Genomic DNA, 17,058 nt, shown 5'->3' on the forward strand with positions numbered 1-17,058 from the left:
TGCTTGTGCAGTAAATCAAAAAGCAACGGAAAAACAGCAAACACAGCTGACTACAAATTTGTTAAAACTGAATAGTAAAGATCGTTTAAATGAGCTGGCCCGTTTATTAGGCGGAGACAGCATCACTGAGCGTACTTTAGCCAATGCCCGGGAGCTACTTGTGCAGTAAACGGGAAATATAGTTTCACCTAGCATATCGACTAAAAAGTTGAGATAACTCAGCATTTAAGTTGCAGCATTCGTCTTTAGAGATAATATTTTTAGCATCTCTTATTTATAACAGTTCGAGGTTATTCGACGAATGTTAATCAATATTAGTAAAAAAGACAGTAATATCAGGGTGCTGCTGGGCACCCTGCTGGTCGCCGCCGGCTCCCATTTTCTGTGGTATCTGCTGATTCCAGCAGGGTTAATGTTAATCCAGACTGGGTTATTATCAAAATGCCCTCTTACTCACCTTCTTCACCGAGAAACTCAAGAGGCAAAAGAACATCTCTTTGTTAATTTTCTGCCGAGATATAATCCGCAGCCGGTGTTTATTTTTAAATCAGACAGCCGGCTGGCATTTTCTAATAAACCAGCTAAAAAACTTTTCCCTGAAGTAGAAAAATTTCAAGACTTAATTAAAACAGACATCCGGCAGATCATAAATCAAGAGCTGATTCAGCGCAGCAAACTGACGCTGAATAACGGCAGTGTTTATTCATTAGTGATCCGAGGCTCAATTCAACTTGATGGTATCGTAGTATACGGCGCTGATATCACTGAAATTGTAGCGCTCAATCAGGAAATTATAGAAACGCAGAAAGAGATTGTTTACGCTATGGGTGAGATTGGCGAAACACGCTCGAAAGAGACTGGAGATCACGTCCGCCGTGTTGCAGAATATTCCGAATTATTAGCCCTTCTTAGCGGTATTAATAAAGATGAAGCAGAGCTGATCAAACTTGCTTCGCCGATGCACGACATTGGTAAGGTCGGGATTCCAGATGCAGTGCTTAAGAAACCAGGAAAGCTTGATAAAAACGAATTCGAAATAATGAAAACACATGCAGAAATCGGATTTAACTTACTTAATCACTCCAGCCGTCCGGTATTAAAAACAGCCGCAGTTATTGCCTATCAGCACCATGAAAAATGGGACGGTTCCGGTTATCCGCAGCAGCTCACAGGCGAAAATATTCATATCTACGGACGCATTACAGCAGTTGCCGATGTATTTGATGCATTAGGAAGCGCACGAGTTTACAAAGAAGCCTGGCCGCTGGATAAAATACTAGAATTATTTAAACAGCAGCGCGGCCTGCATTTCGATCCGCTGCTGGTTGACCTTTTATTAGAAAACTTACCCCTGTTTATCAAAATACAGGAAAAATATCCGAATTAACCAACAGAATATTGATTTAAATTTGTTCAATAGATCACAAAACAAATACTTATGTCGATTTTTTTTAAAAGCAGCCTATATTGTAATGATCGTCAGCAGTTCAGGAGCTACTTTGAATCAGATTAATTCCATAAAGTTCATCAACTCATTAGCTGAAATCACACGCTATCGAGACCCTAGAGTTATTGAACATAACTTATTAAAAACATTATTGGAATTTGATGAAAACAGCAGTTTTCGTCTTTATCAGGTTATTTCATTACAGCCGGCTATCAGACTGGGGCTGTCAGCTTTCGCATCTCAGGATAATATCGTCACCACCGAGGTTACCAAAAAACAACGCTTTTCCGAACATTTTCAGCAGGCAATTTTTGATGTTGTTGATAAAGGGGAAATAGTTTCCTTGAACCAGGAACACAATCATCTGCAGGGCCAGATCATCTACCCGGCTTTTAACGCTCATAACGAAATTTTTGCAGTATTAATCCAGACCAGTAAACACCGAAAAGAGGATCAAAGACGTCTGGTTCATGGTGTATTACAAATCTACTGCAATTATCTGGAACTTATTGCCGTCACTAATCGCGATAAGTTAACCGGTTTGTTAAATCGTGAAACCCTGGAATCTGAAATCACACGTTTATTAATTAAAAACAGAACCCCCTGCAAGGGCAGTACAAAACCCCATCTGCACGACAGACTGGATTTCAGGCACTATCACGGTGAGCAGAAAGACTGGTTGTGCGTACTTGATATTGACCATTTTAAAGATATCAACGACAACTACGGCCATATTTACGGAGATGAAATATTAATACTCGTATCCCGCCTTCTGGAGCAGAGTGTCCGGGATATCGACAAAGTGTTTCGTTTCGGCGGTGAGGAGTTTGTTTTAATAGTCAAAGCAGCTGACCAGCAGGATGCACTGTTAGCCTTTGAACGTATAAGGCAGGTAATAGAATCTCACCGCTATGCAAAAATTGAAAAACTGACGGTCAGTATCGGCGCTAAAGAGATCGCAGAACAAAATGATCCGCGCGAAGTTATTATTAAAGCTGATACGGCGTTATATTACGCAAAACATCACGGTAGAAATCAAGTACAGATCTATGAAGCATTATTATCTGCCGGAGAAATATGCGAACAGACAGAGGACTTTGAAGAAGGAGGGGTAAATTTTTTCTGAGTGTTTTGTGTAATCTCTTTACGGCCTGTTATTCCCAGCCCCTAAATTTTACTGTATTTTTTTCTGTTACTGGTTACTATTCTCTTTTCTCTTATTTGGTTTATAGTCCATGAAAATACGTTTTTTCTTTTTCTGCTTTATATTCTTATTAGCTGGTTGTGCACAAATTCCAGCTGGTGACGCCCCGAAAAATGACTCCTGGTCTCAGCACCAGCAGCAGCTGCAGAATTTAAATAACTGGCAGTTAACCGGCAAGCTGGCTTTTATCACAGCGCAGGAGCGTGTCAGCCTGAACCTGTTCTGGCAGCAGTCTGACCAGGAGTTTCAAATCACTTTAACTAACTTTGTCGGATTAAGCGTTTTAGATGTAAAAAAAGATCAAAGCGAAACAAAAATTATATTTGACGGTAAAACCTATTATGGGGACGATACAGAAACCCTGATTGAGCAGTTATCTGGTTTTGTTATACCTATTGATGTCCTGCAGCAGTGGATCAAAGGCAACCCGACAAATGCACTTTACCAGCTCAATGAAAATAACCAGTTATTAAGCTTAAACGGGCAGGACAAAAACAATATCAGCTGGTCAATTGATTATGCGGACTATAAAACCACAGAACACATTAACCTGCCGCACAAACTGCAGCTTAAACGCCCGGATTTACGTTTAAAGTTTGCCATCAGTAAATGGGTTGTCAGTGAGAGCCTATAATTCAAAAAAACATGCCGGGCTGCCGGCATACATCACTATATTAGTGCAGCCGTAAACAGCCGTTTTCTATCCTGACTATCTGCCACGCTTAAGTCCGTTAAAAATTCACCACATCCAGAAATTTCCCCCCGAACCAGCCATGAACGTATGCCTATATTATTTGTCTAAAAGAATAACTCATCGAGAACCAGACCAAGCGTCTATTTTGTGAACATCTGCGCATTATCTTCCGCCGACTAGTGTAGTATTTCAATGACACTCATTTTGTTTTTCAAATAGTTATGGTTTTAAGGTTTCAAGCTGAGATACGCGCCTAAACTTCCTGAACTGCCGGAAATTCATGGCGATTTGTATGTTGTTGGTCAGAGTCATCGACCGGTTAGCTTGCCTAATACATACAAGGAGAAATAGCTCATGTCTTTATTGTCCAAATCTGATAAACAACAAGATTTTCCGCAATACCCGGGGTTAGCAGCAGTTATTCATGGTAACGGCGCAGTTGCGCATGTTATGAATCATGTCTGCGGCGGCGTGATTGGTTATCCTATTACACCTTCGACAGAAATTTCTGAACTATATGAAGAATTCCGTGCACACGGCGGATGCAATGTCTGGGGCGTACACCCCTTTTTCTTTGAACCTGAAGGTGAGCACTCCGCACAAAGCGGTGCATTAGGGGCAGCATTAACCGGCGGGAAATACATTTCCAATGCTTCCTCCAGTCAAGGTATCCTCTACGCTTTAGAATCTCATTATGTTACGGTCGGCAAAAAGACCGCTGGATTTGTACTTCATGTTGCAGCTCGATCTGTTTCTCGTCATTCACTAAACGTTATGGCCGGCCATGATGATGTCTACGCCCTGCTCTCTGCTGGTTATACCACGTTATTTGCCAGCAACGCACAGGAGGCGGCTGATTTAGCGGCTATTTCTTATCGAGTCAGTGCCCTCTCCCTTATTCCTGTAGCTAATACAATGGACGGTTTTGCAACCAGCCACATTCAAAGTCAAGTTAAGCTGCCTGAGCCGGAAATGCTCAAGCAGTATCTCGGTGACCCCAGCGGTCGTATTGCCGCACCAACAGAAGCACAGCGAATGCTTTATGGAGCGAAAGGGCGAGTATGGCAGCTCAAGCAGTTTATAAACAAATATCAGGATCAGTTCTGGCCGGATAAGTGCAGGGAATTAAAAGACTATATTGAACAGAATTGTGAACCGTTAGAACAAGACAGTAACGGCGACCACCTTAGTGAAACCAGTGAGTTCGTTCCTGCACAGCTGCAGAACAAATGGCGTCGTACCTGGCTGAACGCCTATCAAAAAGACAGCCGTCAACGCGTGCCCGCTTTAGTTGATACACACAATCCAGGCTTAACCGGCGGCGTGCAGAATCAACCCGATTATCAAGCAGGTATTGTCGATCATAGTACCCATTTTATGAGTGATGTGCCGCAGTTTATCGAACAGGCTATGAACGAGTATACGAAATTAACAGGCCGACAATACCAGCCTGTTATGGAATTTATGTGCAGTGATGCGCAGTACGTGCTGCTTGGTTTAGGCTCTGTTACTGATGATGCAGAAGCGGTTGCCGCTTATCTGCGCACCCGGGGTCATAAAGTGGGGGTGATTTCAATTAAACAGCTGCACCCGTTTCCTGAAGCGCAGTTAATTGAAAAACTAGCAGGTAAAAAATCGCTTACCATTCTTGAACGCTGTGATGAAACGCGCCTTACGGAACGAGTCTCGCGTGCTTTATTTAAGGCGGCAGAAAATGCTGCCTGCCTTCGTCACAAAGGCATTATGCCGCTCACTAATCCGCCTCAGATCAATACCGGTATCTTTGGATTAGGCGGCCATGATCTGCAGCCTTGTCATCTGATTGCAGCATTTGAAAATATGTCTGCACAAAACAGTAAACCTTTCTTTTATTTAGGCAGTCAGTTCTTTGAATATCAAGCATCGGGAGAGTTAGACGATACCCAGCAGCGCCTGCGTCAAGCCTACCCGGATACTGAGCTGATGGCGTTAGAAACCGGTGAAAACCCGAACCTGCTGCCGCAAAGCGCAATGCGCATTCGTTTCCACTCCGTCGGTGGTTACGGCACCATTGCAACGGGTAAACTGCTCACCGACATTCTCGCTGGTGCACTGGGTTTACATTCTAAATCGATGCCTAAATACGGTTCAGAAAAAAGCGGCGCGCCGACTAATTTTTTCATAACACTGTCACCTGAGCCTATCAAAATCACCAACGCCGAACTGCAGCAGATTGAGGTTGTTTTGTCACCGGATCACAAGGTGTTCATGCATACCAACCCGCTCGCAGGGCTCACAGAAAACGGCACCTTTATTCTGCAGAGCCACCATACACCCGAGCAGGTATGGCAGGAACTGCCGCAAAGCGCCCGCAGCTATATACGTGAGAAAAAGATTAATTTCTATGTTGTTGATGCTTTTGAAGTTGCCCGTAAGCATGCACCGGCGCCTGACTTAGAAATTAGAATGATGGGCATTGCCTTTATCGGCGCCCTGTGTGGTCATGCGAAACAGGTGACTAATGGTGCCGATCCGCAGCAGATGCTGGAACGTATTGAACGGCAGATTAATAAGAAATTTGGAGCAAAAGGTGAAAAAATCGTTGCCGGTAATATGGCGGTAATTCATGACGGCGTGCAGGCAACACAAGCTGTATGTTACGCCGACTTCACTGATAATGACACAAGCGGCGAAACAGTACAGAAACAGCACAATAAAACCAGCAGCGCCAGCTGCGGCTTATTCGACCAGGCTTACTTTGATAATATTGCCGGTAAAAACTACGCCGACGGCAGCATCAGCGAAGCCCCAGTCATTCCAGGCTCAGGCATGTTTCTACCGCCCGCCAGTGCGGTAACTAAAAATAAAGGCTTGTTCCGTTTAAATGTCCCCGTATTCAATCCGGATAAATGTACCGGCTGCATGGAGTGTACAATTGCCTGTCCAGACGGTGCAATTCCTAATGCAGTGCATGAACTGCACGATATATTAAACATTGCAGTCGACAAACTTGGTCTGCCGCCGGCACAGCTTGAACATATCAAGGCGCAGGTTCCCCTTCTTTGTGATGCGGTTCGTCAGCAATACCGCAGTACAGCTAAAGGAGAAACAGCACTTTTACATGAACTTATGGCAAGAGTTATTGATAACATGTCATTCAATAACCAGGCACTGAAGCAGCATTTAAGCAGTGTCTGTGCAATGCTTGAAAATATGCCGCTAAGCCGTACTAAGCCTTTTTTTGACGCCATGGAAAATGCACTGCCGGGTTCAGGCGGGCTGTTCAGCGTTGCTGTCGATCCGGACAAATGCAGCGGCTGTATGGAATGTGTCGAGGTTTGTGGTCCTAACGCACTTGAAAAAGTACGTCAAAGCAGCGAGCTTAATACCCGGATGCATCAGTTCTTTGATACATTAGCTGCAATGCCGAGTACCCCGGTTCGATTCATTGAACAGGCGGCACAGTCCAGCGCAGAAGCGAAGCGTCTGTTACTGGATCGTAATAATTACTACGCAATGAGTTCCGGTCATGGCGCTTGTCGAGGCTGCGGTGAAGTAACCGCGCTGCGTTTAGTCACATCGATAAACCGCGCTCTGCAGCAGCAGCGCTATCATGCGCATAGCGAGCAGTTAGAAAATCTGATTGAGCAGTTAAAGGTCAAGCTTACTACAATGATGAGCGATGAAAACGATACACACAGATCTGAGCGTATCCGGCAGACAATCGCGATATTAGACAAACGTCTATTCCACTTCGAACACGGCCCGACGGGCAACGGCCCTTCTGATGCCCTTATTGCCAACGCCACAGGCTGCAGCAGTGTCTACGCATCAACCTTCCCGTCTAATCCCTATAATGATCCCTGGATTAACAGTTTATTTCAGGATACACCGGCTGTTGCGAAAGGTTTATTTGAAGGTGAAGCCGCTAATCAGCTTGCGCAGATTAAAGCCGTCCGCAGTGCAAAACTGGATATTGATGATCTCTATGACCCGCAGATCCATGACCAGCAGCTGCGCTACCTTGAGTGGCCTCAGCTTTCCGAGCAGGAACTGGCGTTACTGCCGACAGTATTCAGCGTCGGTGGTGACGGTGCAACATACGATATTGGTTTCGGAGCACTGTCCCGCCTGCTGACAACATCGACACCGGTAAAAATCCTGGTTCTTAATACCGGCAGCTATTCTAATACCGGCGGTCAGGCATCTACCTCAAGCTTCACGGCGCAAGACTCAGATCTTAGTCGTTTCGGCGCCACGCACAACGGTAAAGAAGAGGCGCGCAAAGAGTTAGGCATTATTGCCAGCTTCCACCCGAAAGTAATGGTTGTACAAACCTCAACAGCACTGCAGGGCCACTTTATGTCAAGCTTGATAGAATACTTGAACTATCAGGATGCCCCGGCTCTGTTTGATGTCTATACCCCATGTATGGGTGAACACGGTATCGCCGATGATGCCAGTACGCGCCATTCACGACTGGCCGTTGAAAGCCGCATGAATCCTGTTTTTGTTCATGATCCGCGTAAAGGTGAAACATTAGCACAGCGCTTCTCATTAGAAGGAAACCCTGAAGTCCAGCAGGACTGGGCTGAGCAGATCATTACTTATACTGATGCTGACGGTATGACCCAGTTAAAACAAGTACCCTTTACCCCTGCTGATTTTGCTCTGCATGAAGGGCGCTTTAAGAAACATTTCAAAGTGGTCAACAGCAGCGCATCGCTGTTAGAAGTAGCTGATTACATCGCGCTAAGCGCATCACAGCGCAGGGGTAAAGTACCGTTTGTCTGGGCAACAGATAAACAGCGGCGCTTAATCCAGTTAAGTGTTTCTGATTCAATTATTGTCCTGACCGAAGAGCGTTTACGCAACTGGCGAATGCTGCAGCAGATCAGCGGTCAGCACCTTGTAAAAGTTGAGCAGGATTACCAGCAGCAGATCCAGCAGTGGCAGCAGCGCTGTCAGCAGGCTGTCGAGGCTAAAGAACAGACGATCGACAGTATCGCCAACGGCTTAGCAGAGCTTGCTATGACCACAGGTCCTCTCTCAGCTGAGCAGTCGATTCCAGTGACTCAGGTGGAAGCCGTACAATCAGCGGTCAATACTTCAGGCGCTGATAAACCCTTAGTGGTTATCAGCGATGAGGAGCAAAGTGAATGTACTGACTGCAAAACTTGTTACCAGCAGTTAGGGGAATTATTTGAAAAAGTCACCATTGTTGATAACGGTGCAGCAAAAGTTGTCAGCCGCGTTATCCCCGGCGCACTGGAAAATACCGTCATAACCGATGAACTGATCAGCCGGGCGGCGCGTATCGCAGCTGAGTGTGATGCTGAAATTATCCACCTTAATTCGCCAGCCGCCGCGGAGGTATAATTATGACTGCCACATTATCTCAGTCGCAACGCGACTTATTAATGCAGCGGATAGAGCAGGATCCGCAGCGCTTTCAGCAGATGATCATTGAAGAAAGCCAGCAGGCGATCCGGCAGATGCTCAAACAGGGCCGGCTGACCGAGGCCTTTACAGAAAAACTGTGGGAATTGTTACTGGCGGGTAATGAACTCAGTACCGCTCTGCAGCGTTATTTATGGCGAATCCCGCTTAAACAAAAACGTGCTTTTATCCACGGGTTAGATCAACATCTATCCAGCCGTTATCCTATGTTTAAAGGCTTATCAGACGGCTGGCCGGGGAAAAACAATATTCCCCCTTATGTCCGCCCGGCTTCCGAGCGGTGCACAGACTTTGATCTGGTTAACCAGGGGTATCTTGGTTATATGGGGCTGGGTTACAGTTTACGGGAAGTGGATCTGTTTGTCTGGTTAGAAGTACTGCGTGATAAACAATGTAAAGACAGCCCTTGTGAAGTCGGTATTCCACAGTGTAACAAACAAGGTGAGGAAAGCTCTGATAATGACGGCGGCTGCCCGGTAAAAATTCATATACCGCAAGTTTTGAATCTGATGGGCGAAGGTAAGTTTAAAGACGCCTTTGAACTTATCCGCGATGCAAACCCGCTGCCGAATGTAACCGGCCGCGTTTGTCCTCAAGAACTGCAGTGTCAGGGGGTGTGCACCCTTAATGAACGTCCCATTGAAATCGGGCAGCTCGAATGGTTTTTACCGCAGCGGGAACGAGAGTTAGACAACAAAGAGGTTGACGATATTGTGGTCTGCAGCCCCTGGGCAGCAGCGGCTAAACCACCGGTTGCTGTTGTAGGTTCCGGCCCGTCAGGACTGATTAACGCTTATCTGTTAGCGAAAGCGGGTTACCCGGTCACTATATTTGAAGCATTTCACGCACTCGGCGGCGTACTGCGTTACGGTATTCCCGAGTTCCGTTTACCGAATCAGTTGATCGATGATGTGGTTGACAAAATCAAAGCGCTTGGCGGGCGCTTTGTGACCAACTACATTGCGGGTAAAACAGCCACCCTTGCCGACTTAAAGCGCGCCGGCTTTGCACGGGTATTTGTGGGAACAGGCGCTGGTTTACCCCGGTTTATGAACATACCCGGTGAACATCTGCTTAATATCATGTCGGCCAATGAGTTTTTAACCCGGGTTAACCTGATGCATGCTAATGAAGCGGAATATGAAACTCCGCTGCCTTACGTTAAAGGCAAAGAGGTAATGATTATCGGCGGCGGTAATACCGCAATGGATGCCGCACGTACCGCATGTCGCCTGGGCGCTAATGTGACGATTGTTTATCGACGTACCCGGCAGGAGATGCCAGCTCGAGTTGAAGAACTGCACCACGCCCTTGAGGAAGGGATCAAACTTAAAGAGCTGCGCTCTCCCTGCGAGTTTAACGGAGACAAAAACCACCAGCTTGCCGGCTGCAGACTTGAAGTGATGGCACTGGGTGAGCCGGATGCATCAGGGCGCCGGCGTCCGCAGGCAACGGGTGAAACTGAGCTGATGCAGGTTGATTTAGCCGTCATGGCGCTCGGCAACAATTCAAATCCAATTGTCAAAGATGCAGAGCCCGGTTTAAAAACATCTAAATGGGGCACTGTGCAGCTCAACAAAGGATCACAGGAAACCTCGTTAAGCGGTATTTACAGCGGCGGCGATGCTGCCCGCGGCGGCTCTACTGCGATTAAAGCCGCGGGTGACGGTCAGGCGGCGGCACAGGAGATCATGCAGGGCTTGAATTTTAATGCCGAAGAAGTCAAAAATCTTGTCAAACAGGCGAGCCGTTATACGGACTTGGGGCAGACAGCCGCGGAAATCGTTAAACGCCTGCAGTTAACCGATGAGATTGTAGAATTCACCATTAAAGCGCCCCTGATTGCACAATCAGCCAAAGCCGGACAGTTTGTCCGCGTATTAGCCGATGATAAAGGTGAACTAGTGCCGTTAACCCTTGCTGACTGGAACCGGGAAGACGGCACCATTGTGCTGGTTATTCAGGGGCTGGGCAGTACCTCAAAGATCATCAACCAGATGCAGGAGGGAGACTGCTTTACTGCGGTTGCAGGTCCGCTTGGCCGGGCAAGCCATGTAGTCAAACACCCTGAAAAACAGCGTATTATATTCACCGCCGGCGGTGTCGGTTTACCTGCTGTATACCCGATTATGCGCGCGCATCTTGAAACAGGCAACAAGGTCACCTTAATCTCGGGATTCAGAGGTCTCGACTTTTGTTTCTGGACAGAACAAGGCGGGCGCATTGAAGCCTTACGCAGCCGCTATCCGGATCTGCTTGAAGTTATTTATGCCAGTAACGATGGTACTTTCGGCATTAAAGGTTTTGTCACCATGCCGCTCGAAGAGATGCTCAGCAGTAATCGAGACAGTGCAGCAGAAGCTGTTGCAGAGGTGGTCACTATTGGTCCGCCGATGATGATGCGGGCAGTGAGTGATTTAACGCTGGGTTATAATGTTGCATGTGTTGCCAGCCTTAACTCCATTATGGTGGACGCAACGGGAATGTGCGGTGCGTGTATGGTGCCGGTCATGGAAAACGGCAAACTGATCCGTAAGCATGCCTGCATCGATGGTCCTGAAATAAACAGTCATATTATCGACTGGGATAAGTTCTTACCTCGGTTTAATCAATTTAAACCGCAGGAACATCAGAGCCAGATCGAGCATAATTTAATTGATGAATAAAAGCTGAAAGCCGGCTCGGCGCGGCCCTCTTCAACCAGAAAGGGGTTATCACAAACGAGCTGGCTTTATTCCTGTGCTTTAAATAATCGCGGCTGCACTGTATTTAAAAACAATTAATCGCTACTATCTCGTTTTCGAAACAGCTTAATAAAGAGATAAAACATGATACATACCGATACAATCCGCTGGCCGGCACCGGCTAAACTCAACCTGTTTTTATATATAAACGGCCAGAGGCAAGATGGATATCATGAACTACAGACTCTATTTCAGTTTATCGACAAATGTGATTATCTAACCATCACCCCTAATCAGTCCGGAAAAATCAATATCACTCCGGAAATTGCAGGTTTAGATATAAAAGACAATCTGATTTACAAAGCTGCCGTGCTTTTAAAAGCACACAGCTCTGCAGATAACGGCGCAGATATTCATTTGCAGAAAAATTTACCTATGGGGGGGGGCTTAGGCGGCGGCTCTTCAGATGCAGCCACGACCTTAGTCGCATTAAATTATCACTGGAACATCAACCTGAGCGAACAGAAGCTGGCTGATATCGGTCTTGAGCTGGGCGCAGACGTGCCGATTTTTGTACACGGAAAAGCGGCCCTTGCAGAGGGGGTCGGCGAACAACTTAGCACAGTAAATCCCATTGAAAACAGCTACCTAGTTGCCGTTCCAGACTGTTTTATTTCCACACCGGCGGTCTTTGGCGACGCGCAGTTAATCCGCAGTACAGCTAAGCGGGATCATACAGCATTAATGAATCAAAAATGGTCAAATGACTGCCAGCCCTGTGTGAAAAATAACTACCCGGAGGTTGCCAAAATAATAGACTGGTTGATAGAATACGCCCCGACTCGGCTGACCGGGACTGGAGCGTGTGTTTTCAGCACATTTGACAGTTTACCAGACGCCCAAGTTTTGTTGGAGAAAACTCCTGCATGGCTAAATGCTTTCACCGCGCAGGGCTTGAATAATTCGCCCCTTAGGCAGTTATTATCCACACTGAAATAAAACTTATTTACTGATTATCTTTAATAATCAGTAACAAATGTTAATTAGCATGTTGCTTTTTAACGTAACCCATCAGGATGACAGAGGTCCTCACAGTGCCAAATATGAAACTATTTGCTGGTAACGCGACACCCGATTTAGCCCAAAAAATTGCTGATCGACTTTTCATTAAACTAGGAAGCGCAGAAGTTGGACGCTTTAGTGATGGAGAGATTCACGTACAAATTAACGAAAATGTACGTGGCGATGATATTTTCATCGTGCAATCCACTTGTGCACCAACAAATGATAACTTAATGGAATTAATCGTAATGATTGATGCGCTTCGTCGTGCATCAGCAGGCCGTATTACTGCGGTTATTCCTTACTTTGGTTATGCTCGTCAAGATCGTCGTGTACGATCCAGCCGTGTTCCTATTACAGCAAAAGTTGTTGCTGATTTCTTATCGAACGTCGGCGTAGACCGTGTATTAACGGTTGACCTGCATGCAGAACAAATTCAGGGTTTCTTCGACGTTCCTGTCGATAACGTATTCGGCAGCTCAGTGCTTCTTGAAGATATGTTAGAAAGAAAACTTGAAAATCCAATGATCGTTTCTCCTGATATCGGCGGTGTTGTACGTGCTCGTGCACACGCTAAATTATTAGATGACGCCGATCTTGCAATCATCGACAAACGTCGTCCGAAAGCAAACGTAGCACAAGTTATGCACCTGATTGGTGAAGTAGAAGGCCGTAACTGTATTATCGTTGATGACATGATTGATACCGGCGGCACATTATGCCAGGCGGCGGCGGCTCTTAAAGAGCGCGGCGCATTATCTGTTTATGCTTATGCAACACACGCTGTATTCTCTGGTTCAGCGGTTGAAAACATCAAAAACTCTGTCATTGATGAATTCATTGTTACCGATTCAATTCCGCTTTCTGAAGCGCTTATTAATACTGGTAAAGTTAAACAGTTAACACTAAGCGGCATGCTTGCAGAAGCGATTCGCCGCGTAAGCAACGAAGAGTCAATCTCGGCAATGTTTCACTACTAATTAAAAGCGCTTAATTTAGTTTAATCTGCTTTTCAATAAAAACGCTTAATTGTTTTCACAGTTAAGCGTTTTTTTATTGCCTAAATCTATTTTAATGTTGTACAAAATTCTTTCCCTACGTTACTATAGCGCGCCTTTTTTATCTGCCTCATTCACATGAGACTGATAAGGCGGTTTTATCTGGTCGCAAGATAAAATCTATTTTAAATTTGAGGAACTTTTAAAAGTATCCTCGTTATTGGAGTTACACCATGTCTATTAAATTAATCGCAACATCTCGTACAGACCTAGGGAAAGGTGCGAGCCGCCGCCTTCGTCACGCAGATCTAGTACCAGCAATCGTTTACGGTGCAGCTAAAGAGCCTGTATCAGTTACTTTTGAACATAAAGAACTACTTAAAGTTGAAAGTGTAGAAGCATTTTACTCTTCAATTTTAGATCTTGAAATCGATGGTGTTGCAGAGCAGGTACTGCTTAAAGATATCCAGCGTCACGCATTCAAAGAGCGTATCCAGCATTTAGACCTTTTACGTGTTGATGCATCTCAAAAACTTCACACAACTGTTCCTCTGCACTTCATCAACGAAGACAGTTCAGAAGCAGTTAAAAACGGCGGTGTAGTTTCTCACCTTGCTAACGAAGTTGAAGTTACTTGTCTGCCTGCTGATCTGCCTGCATTCCTTGAAGTTGATATCAGCAAAATGGAAATCGGCGCGACAGTACATATCTCTGACCTAGCTCTTCCTACTGGTGTTGAATCAGTTGAACTAATCAAAGGTGCTTCACATGACCTTCCATTAGTTTCAATCACACTATCTAAGAAAGCTGCTGTAGCAGAAACAGAAGAAGCAGCTGCTGAATAATCGTGTCAACTACGATTAAACTGCTTGTGGGCCTGGCTAATCCAGGCCCCGAATATGCGCAAACCAGACATAATGCCGGGCAATGGTATTTAAACCAGCTCGCCTCTCAAGAAAATATCCAGCTTAAAGCAGAAGCAAAATTTTACGGCCTTACCGGACGTATTAAATTTGCGGGTAACGATCTGCGCCTTCTTGTACCAACGACCTTTATGAACCTTAGCGGAAAATCAGTGGCTGCTATGGCGAATTTTTACCGCATTAAACCCGAAGAGATTCTTGTCGCACATGATGAACTGGATCTGCCTCCCGGTATTGCGAAGTTTAAGTTAGGCGGCGGACACGGCGGACATAACGGCTTAAAAGATATTATCTCTAAACTCGGCAACAATAAGAATTTTTACCGTCTGCGTATCGGTATTGGTCACCCTGGTGACCGTAATAGAGTCAGTGGTTTTGTACTTGGCAAAGCACCAGGCAGCGAACAAAACCTGATTGACCAAAGTATTGATGAAGCGGCACGCTGTACCCATATACTGGGGCTGGACGGCTTAGAAAAAGCGATGAACCGCTTACATAGTTTTAAAGCTGAATAATATTCTCTTAAAACTATCTATCAATTAACACAACTAACAAAATAGGATATTAATCATGGGTTTCAAATGTGGCATCGTAGGTTTACCAAATGTAGGTAAATCAACATTATTTAACGCGTTAACAAAAGCGGGCATTGAAGCTGCTAACTTTCCATTTTGTACGATTGAACCTAATACAGGTATCGTGCCTGTTCCTGATCCTCGTCTTGATCAGTTAGCTGCAATTGTAAACCCGCAGCGCGTATTGCCTACAACAATGGAATTCGTTGATATTGCAGGTTTAGTTGAAGGTGCTTCTAAAGGTGAAGGCCTGGGTAACAAATTCTTAGCTAATATTCGTGAAACAGACGCAATCGGTCATGTTGTTCGTTGTTTCCAGGACGAGAATATCGTTCACGTAGCAGGTAAAATCCACCCTCAGGAAGATATTGATATTATCAATACCGAACTGGCACTTGCTGACTTAGAAAGCTGTGAGCGCAGTATTTTACGTGTTGCTAAAAAAGCAAAAGGCGGCGATAAAGACGCTAAATTTGAAATGCCGGTTCTGGAAAAAATTAAAGCACATCTTGAAGCTGACGGTATGGTACGCGGCCTTGAGTTGAGCAAAGAAGAGAAAGCGGCGGTTGCTTACTTAAACTTCTTAACCTCTAAACCAACCATGTACATTGCTAACGTTAGTGAAGACGGTTTTGAAGACAATGAATATTTAGATCAAGTTCGTGAAATTGCAGCGAAAGAAGGTTCTGTTGTAGTACCGGTTTGTGCCGCTATTGAATCTGAAATTGCAGAGCTTGATGAAGAAGACAAAAAAGAGTTCTTAGAAGGTATCGGTCAGGAAGAGCCCGGCTTAAACCGCGTAATCTACAGCGGTTACGAATTACTGCATTTACAAACTTACTTTACAGCCGGCGTTAAAGAAGTACGCGCCTGGACTGTAGAAGTCGGCGCCACTGCCCCGCAGGCGGCAGGTAAAATTCATACCGATTTTGAACGCGGCTTTATCCGTGCAGAAATCGTTGGTTTTGATGATTTCATTGAATTCAATGGTGAAGCTGGTGCAAAAGAAGCGGGTAAATGGCGCTTAGAAGGTAAAAACTACATTACTAAAGACGGCGATGTCATTCACTTCCGTTTTAATGTTTAATTAACAAATTAAACGCAGTAAAGGCAGCTTCGGCTGCCTTTTTTTATTGTCACTTTTTAAGGAAAGGAGGCCAGCTCAATACGGTTCCTGCCGCCCTGTTTAGCTTTATATAATGCATCATCGGCACGTTTTAATAATCTTTCGAAGTCAACATCCTCGGCTTTTAATTTAGCCATGCCGATACTCACAGTCACTTTAATGCCTTGCGGTTTAAGCTGCTCGATTTTACGCAGAATCCGCTGCGCTTTATTTAAAGCATCCTGATCTTCACAGGGATCAAATATAACCACAAACTCTTCTCCGCCGAATCGAGCGGCAAGATCTTCAGCACGATTATCAACCGCCAGCACATCAGCAACCTGCTTCAATATCTGATCCCCCATCGGGTGGCCGTAGGTGTCATTTATCATTTTAAAGTGGTCAATATCGATCATCAGCAGCCATAATTCATAGCTATGCCTTAACGCTCGGGATACTTTTCTGGCGGCGGCTTCAAACAGAAAATGACGATTATATAATCCCGTTAACTGGTCATTAAAAGCAATCTGATTGAGCTTATCACGCTGCAGTTTCAGTGTAATATGAGTATTAACACGAGCAATAACAATAGCAGGTCGAATGGGTTTAGTGATGTAATCAACGGCGCCTAATTTAAGACCGAGCTCCTCATCTTTATCTCCCTGCAGACCGGTTATAAAAATAACCGGAATAGCTTCCGTTTCAGGATCCGCTTTAAGACGCTTACAGACTTCATAACCGTTCATACCCGGCATTTCCACATCTAATAAAATAAGGTCCGGCTGCGGGGTTTGACGGGCAATCTGCAGGCATTTTTCCCCATCGGTTGCCACTTTCAGCTGATGATAACCTTTCACACAAGCAGCCAGCACCTGCAGATTGGTCGCCGAATCATCAACAATTAAAACCAGAGCTTTATCTGACATT

At 45.3% G+C, this 17,058-nt stretch carries 11 protein-coding genes; 10 read left to right on the top strand and 1 reads right to left on the bottom strand.

The features are described from left to right. The first annotated feature begins 301 nt into the window (after positions 1–301). From G337_RS0109990 to ychF, 10 genes are all read left to right on the top strand, one after another. Positions 302–1,387 (top strand): HD domain-containing phosphohydrolase, encoded by a 1,086-nt coding sequence (locus tag G337_RS0109990; RefSeq protein WP_028863762.1) that lies wholly within the window; start codon positions 302–304, stop codon positions 1,385–1,387. A 112-nt stretch (positions 1,388–1,499) separates the two neighbouring features. Next, a complete protein-coding gene (locus G337_RS25985) occupies positions 1,500–2,573 on the top strand; it encodes a GGDEF domain-containing protein (RefSeq protein WP_051303130.1) in 1,074 nt (357 codons plus the stop codon). A gap of 109 nt (positions 2,574–2,682) precedes the next feature. Further along, positions 2,683–3,285, top strand: coding sequence for a lipoprotein insertase outer membrane protein LolB (gene lolB, locus G337_RS0110000; protein WP_037027297.1), 603 nt, complete (start codon positions 2,683–2,685; stop codon positions 3,283–3,285). Positions 3,286–3,699: 414 nt separating this feature from the next. Further along, the gene (locus G337_RS0110005) at positions 3,700–8,703 is read left to right on the top strand and encodes a 2-oxoacid:acceptor oxidoreductase family protein (protein WP_028863764.1); all 5,004 of its coding nucleotides are present in this window, start codon (positions 3,700–3,702) and stop codon (positions 8,701–8,703) included. 2 nt (positions 8,704–8,705) lie between these two features. Beyond that, on the top strand, positions 8,706–11,450 hold the full coding sequence (locus tag G337_RS0110010; RefSeq protein ID WP_028863765.1) for a sulfide/dihydroorotate dehydrogenase-like FAD/NAD-binding protein: 2,745 nt from the start codon (positions 8,706–8,708) through the stop codon (positions 11,448–11,450). Positions 11,451–11,612: 162 nt separating this feature from the next. Then, positions 11,613–12,467 (top strand): 4-(cytidine 5'-diphospho)-2-C-methyl-D-erythritol kinase, encoded by an 855-nt coding sequence (gene ispE / locus G337_RS0110015; RefSeq protein ID WP_028863766.1) that lies wholly within the window; start codon positions 11,613–11,615, stop codon positions 12,465–12,467. Positions 12,468–12,562: 95 nt separating this feature from the next. Continuing rightward, positions 12,563–13,510 carry a ribose-phosphate pyrophosphokinase gene (locus G337_RS0110020; protein WP_028863767.1) on the top strand — a complete coding sequence of 316 codons (948 nt, stop codon included), beginning with the start codon at positions 12,563–12,565 and terminating at the stop codon, positions 13,508–13,510. Positions 13,511–13,761: 251 nt separating this feature from the next. Further along, entirely contained in the window at positions 13,762–14,373 is a 612-nt protein-coding gene (locus G337_RS0110025; RefSeq protein WP_028863768.1) for a 50S ribosomal protein L25/general stress protein Ctc, read from the top strand. A 2-nt stretch (positions 14,374–14,375) separates the two neighbouring features. Continuing rightward, entirely contained in the window at positions 14,376–14,966 is a 591-nt protein-coding gene (gene pth, locus G337_RS0110030) for an aminoacyl-tRNA hydrolase (protein ID WP_028863769.1), read from the top strand. Positions 14,967–15,021: 55 nt separating this feature from the next. Then, positions 15,022–16,113 (top strand): redox-regulated ATPase YchF, encoded by a 1,092-nt coding sequence (gene ychF / locus G337_RS0110035; RefSeq protein WP_028863770.1) that lies wholly within the window; start codon positions 15,022–15,024, stop codon positions 16,111–16,113. Between the two features lie 56 nt (positions 16,114–16,169). Here ychF and G337_RS0110040 read toward each other — a convergent pair whose 3' ends face one another. Beyond that, positions 16,170–17,057 (bottom strand): diguanylate cyclase, encoded by an 888-nt coding sequence (locus tag G337_RS0110040; RefSeq protein ID WP_028863771.1) that lies wholly within the window; start codon positions 17,055–17,057, stop codon positions 16,170–16,172. Between the last annotated feature and the right edge of the window lies 1 nt (position 17,058).

The organism is Psychromonas aquimarina ATCC BAA-1526, from assembly GCF_000428725.1.
Lineage (GTDB): Bacteria > Pseudomonadota > Gammaproteobacteria > Enterobacterales > Psychromonadaceae > Psychromonas > Psychromonas aquimarina.

Bases quoted from the DNA above. Each gene is read 5' to 3' on its own strand.
- G337_RS0109990 (WP_028863762.1), top strand. From the start codon at position 302: ATGTTAATCAATATTAGTAAAAAAGACAGTAATATCAGGGTGCTGCTG.
- lolB (WP_037027297.1), top strand. From the start codon at position 2,683: ATGAAAATACGTTTTTTCTTTTTCTGCTTTATATTCTTATTAGCTGGT.
- G337_RS0110005 (WP_028863764.1), top strand. From the start codon at position 3,700: ATGTCTTTATTGTCCAAATCTGATAAACAACAAGATTTTCCGCAATAC.
- G337_RS0110010 (WP_028863765.1), top strand. From the start codon at position 8,706: ATGACTGCCACATTATCTCAGTCGCAACGCGACTTATTAATGCAGCGG.
- ispE (WP_028863766.1), top strand. From the start codon at position 11,613: ATGATACATACCGATACAATCCGCTGGCCGGCACCGGCTAAACTCAAC.
- G337_RS0110025 (WP_028863768.1), top strand. From the start codon at position 13,762: ATGTCTATTAAATTAATCGCAACATCTCGTACAGACCTAGGGAAAGGT.
- ychF (WP_028863770.1), top strand. From the start codon at position 15,022: ATGGGTTTCAAATGTGGCATCGTAGGTTTACCAAATGTAGGTAAATCA.
- G337_RS0110040 (WP_028863771.1), bottom strand. From the start codon at position 17,057: ATGTCAGATAAAGCTCTGGTTTTAATTGTTGATGATTCGGCGACCAAT.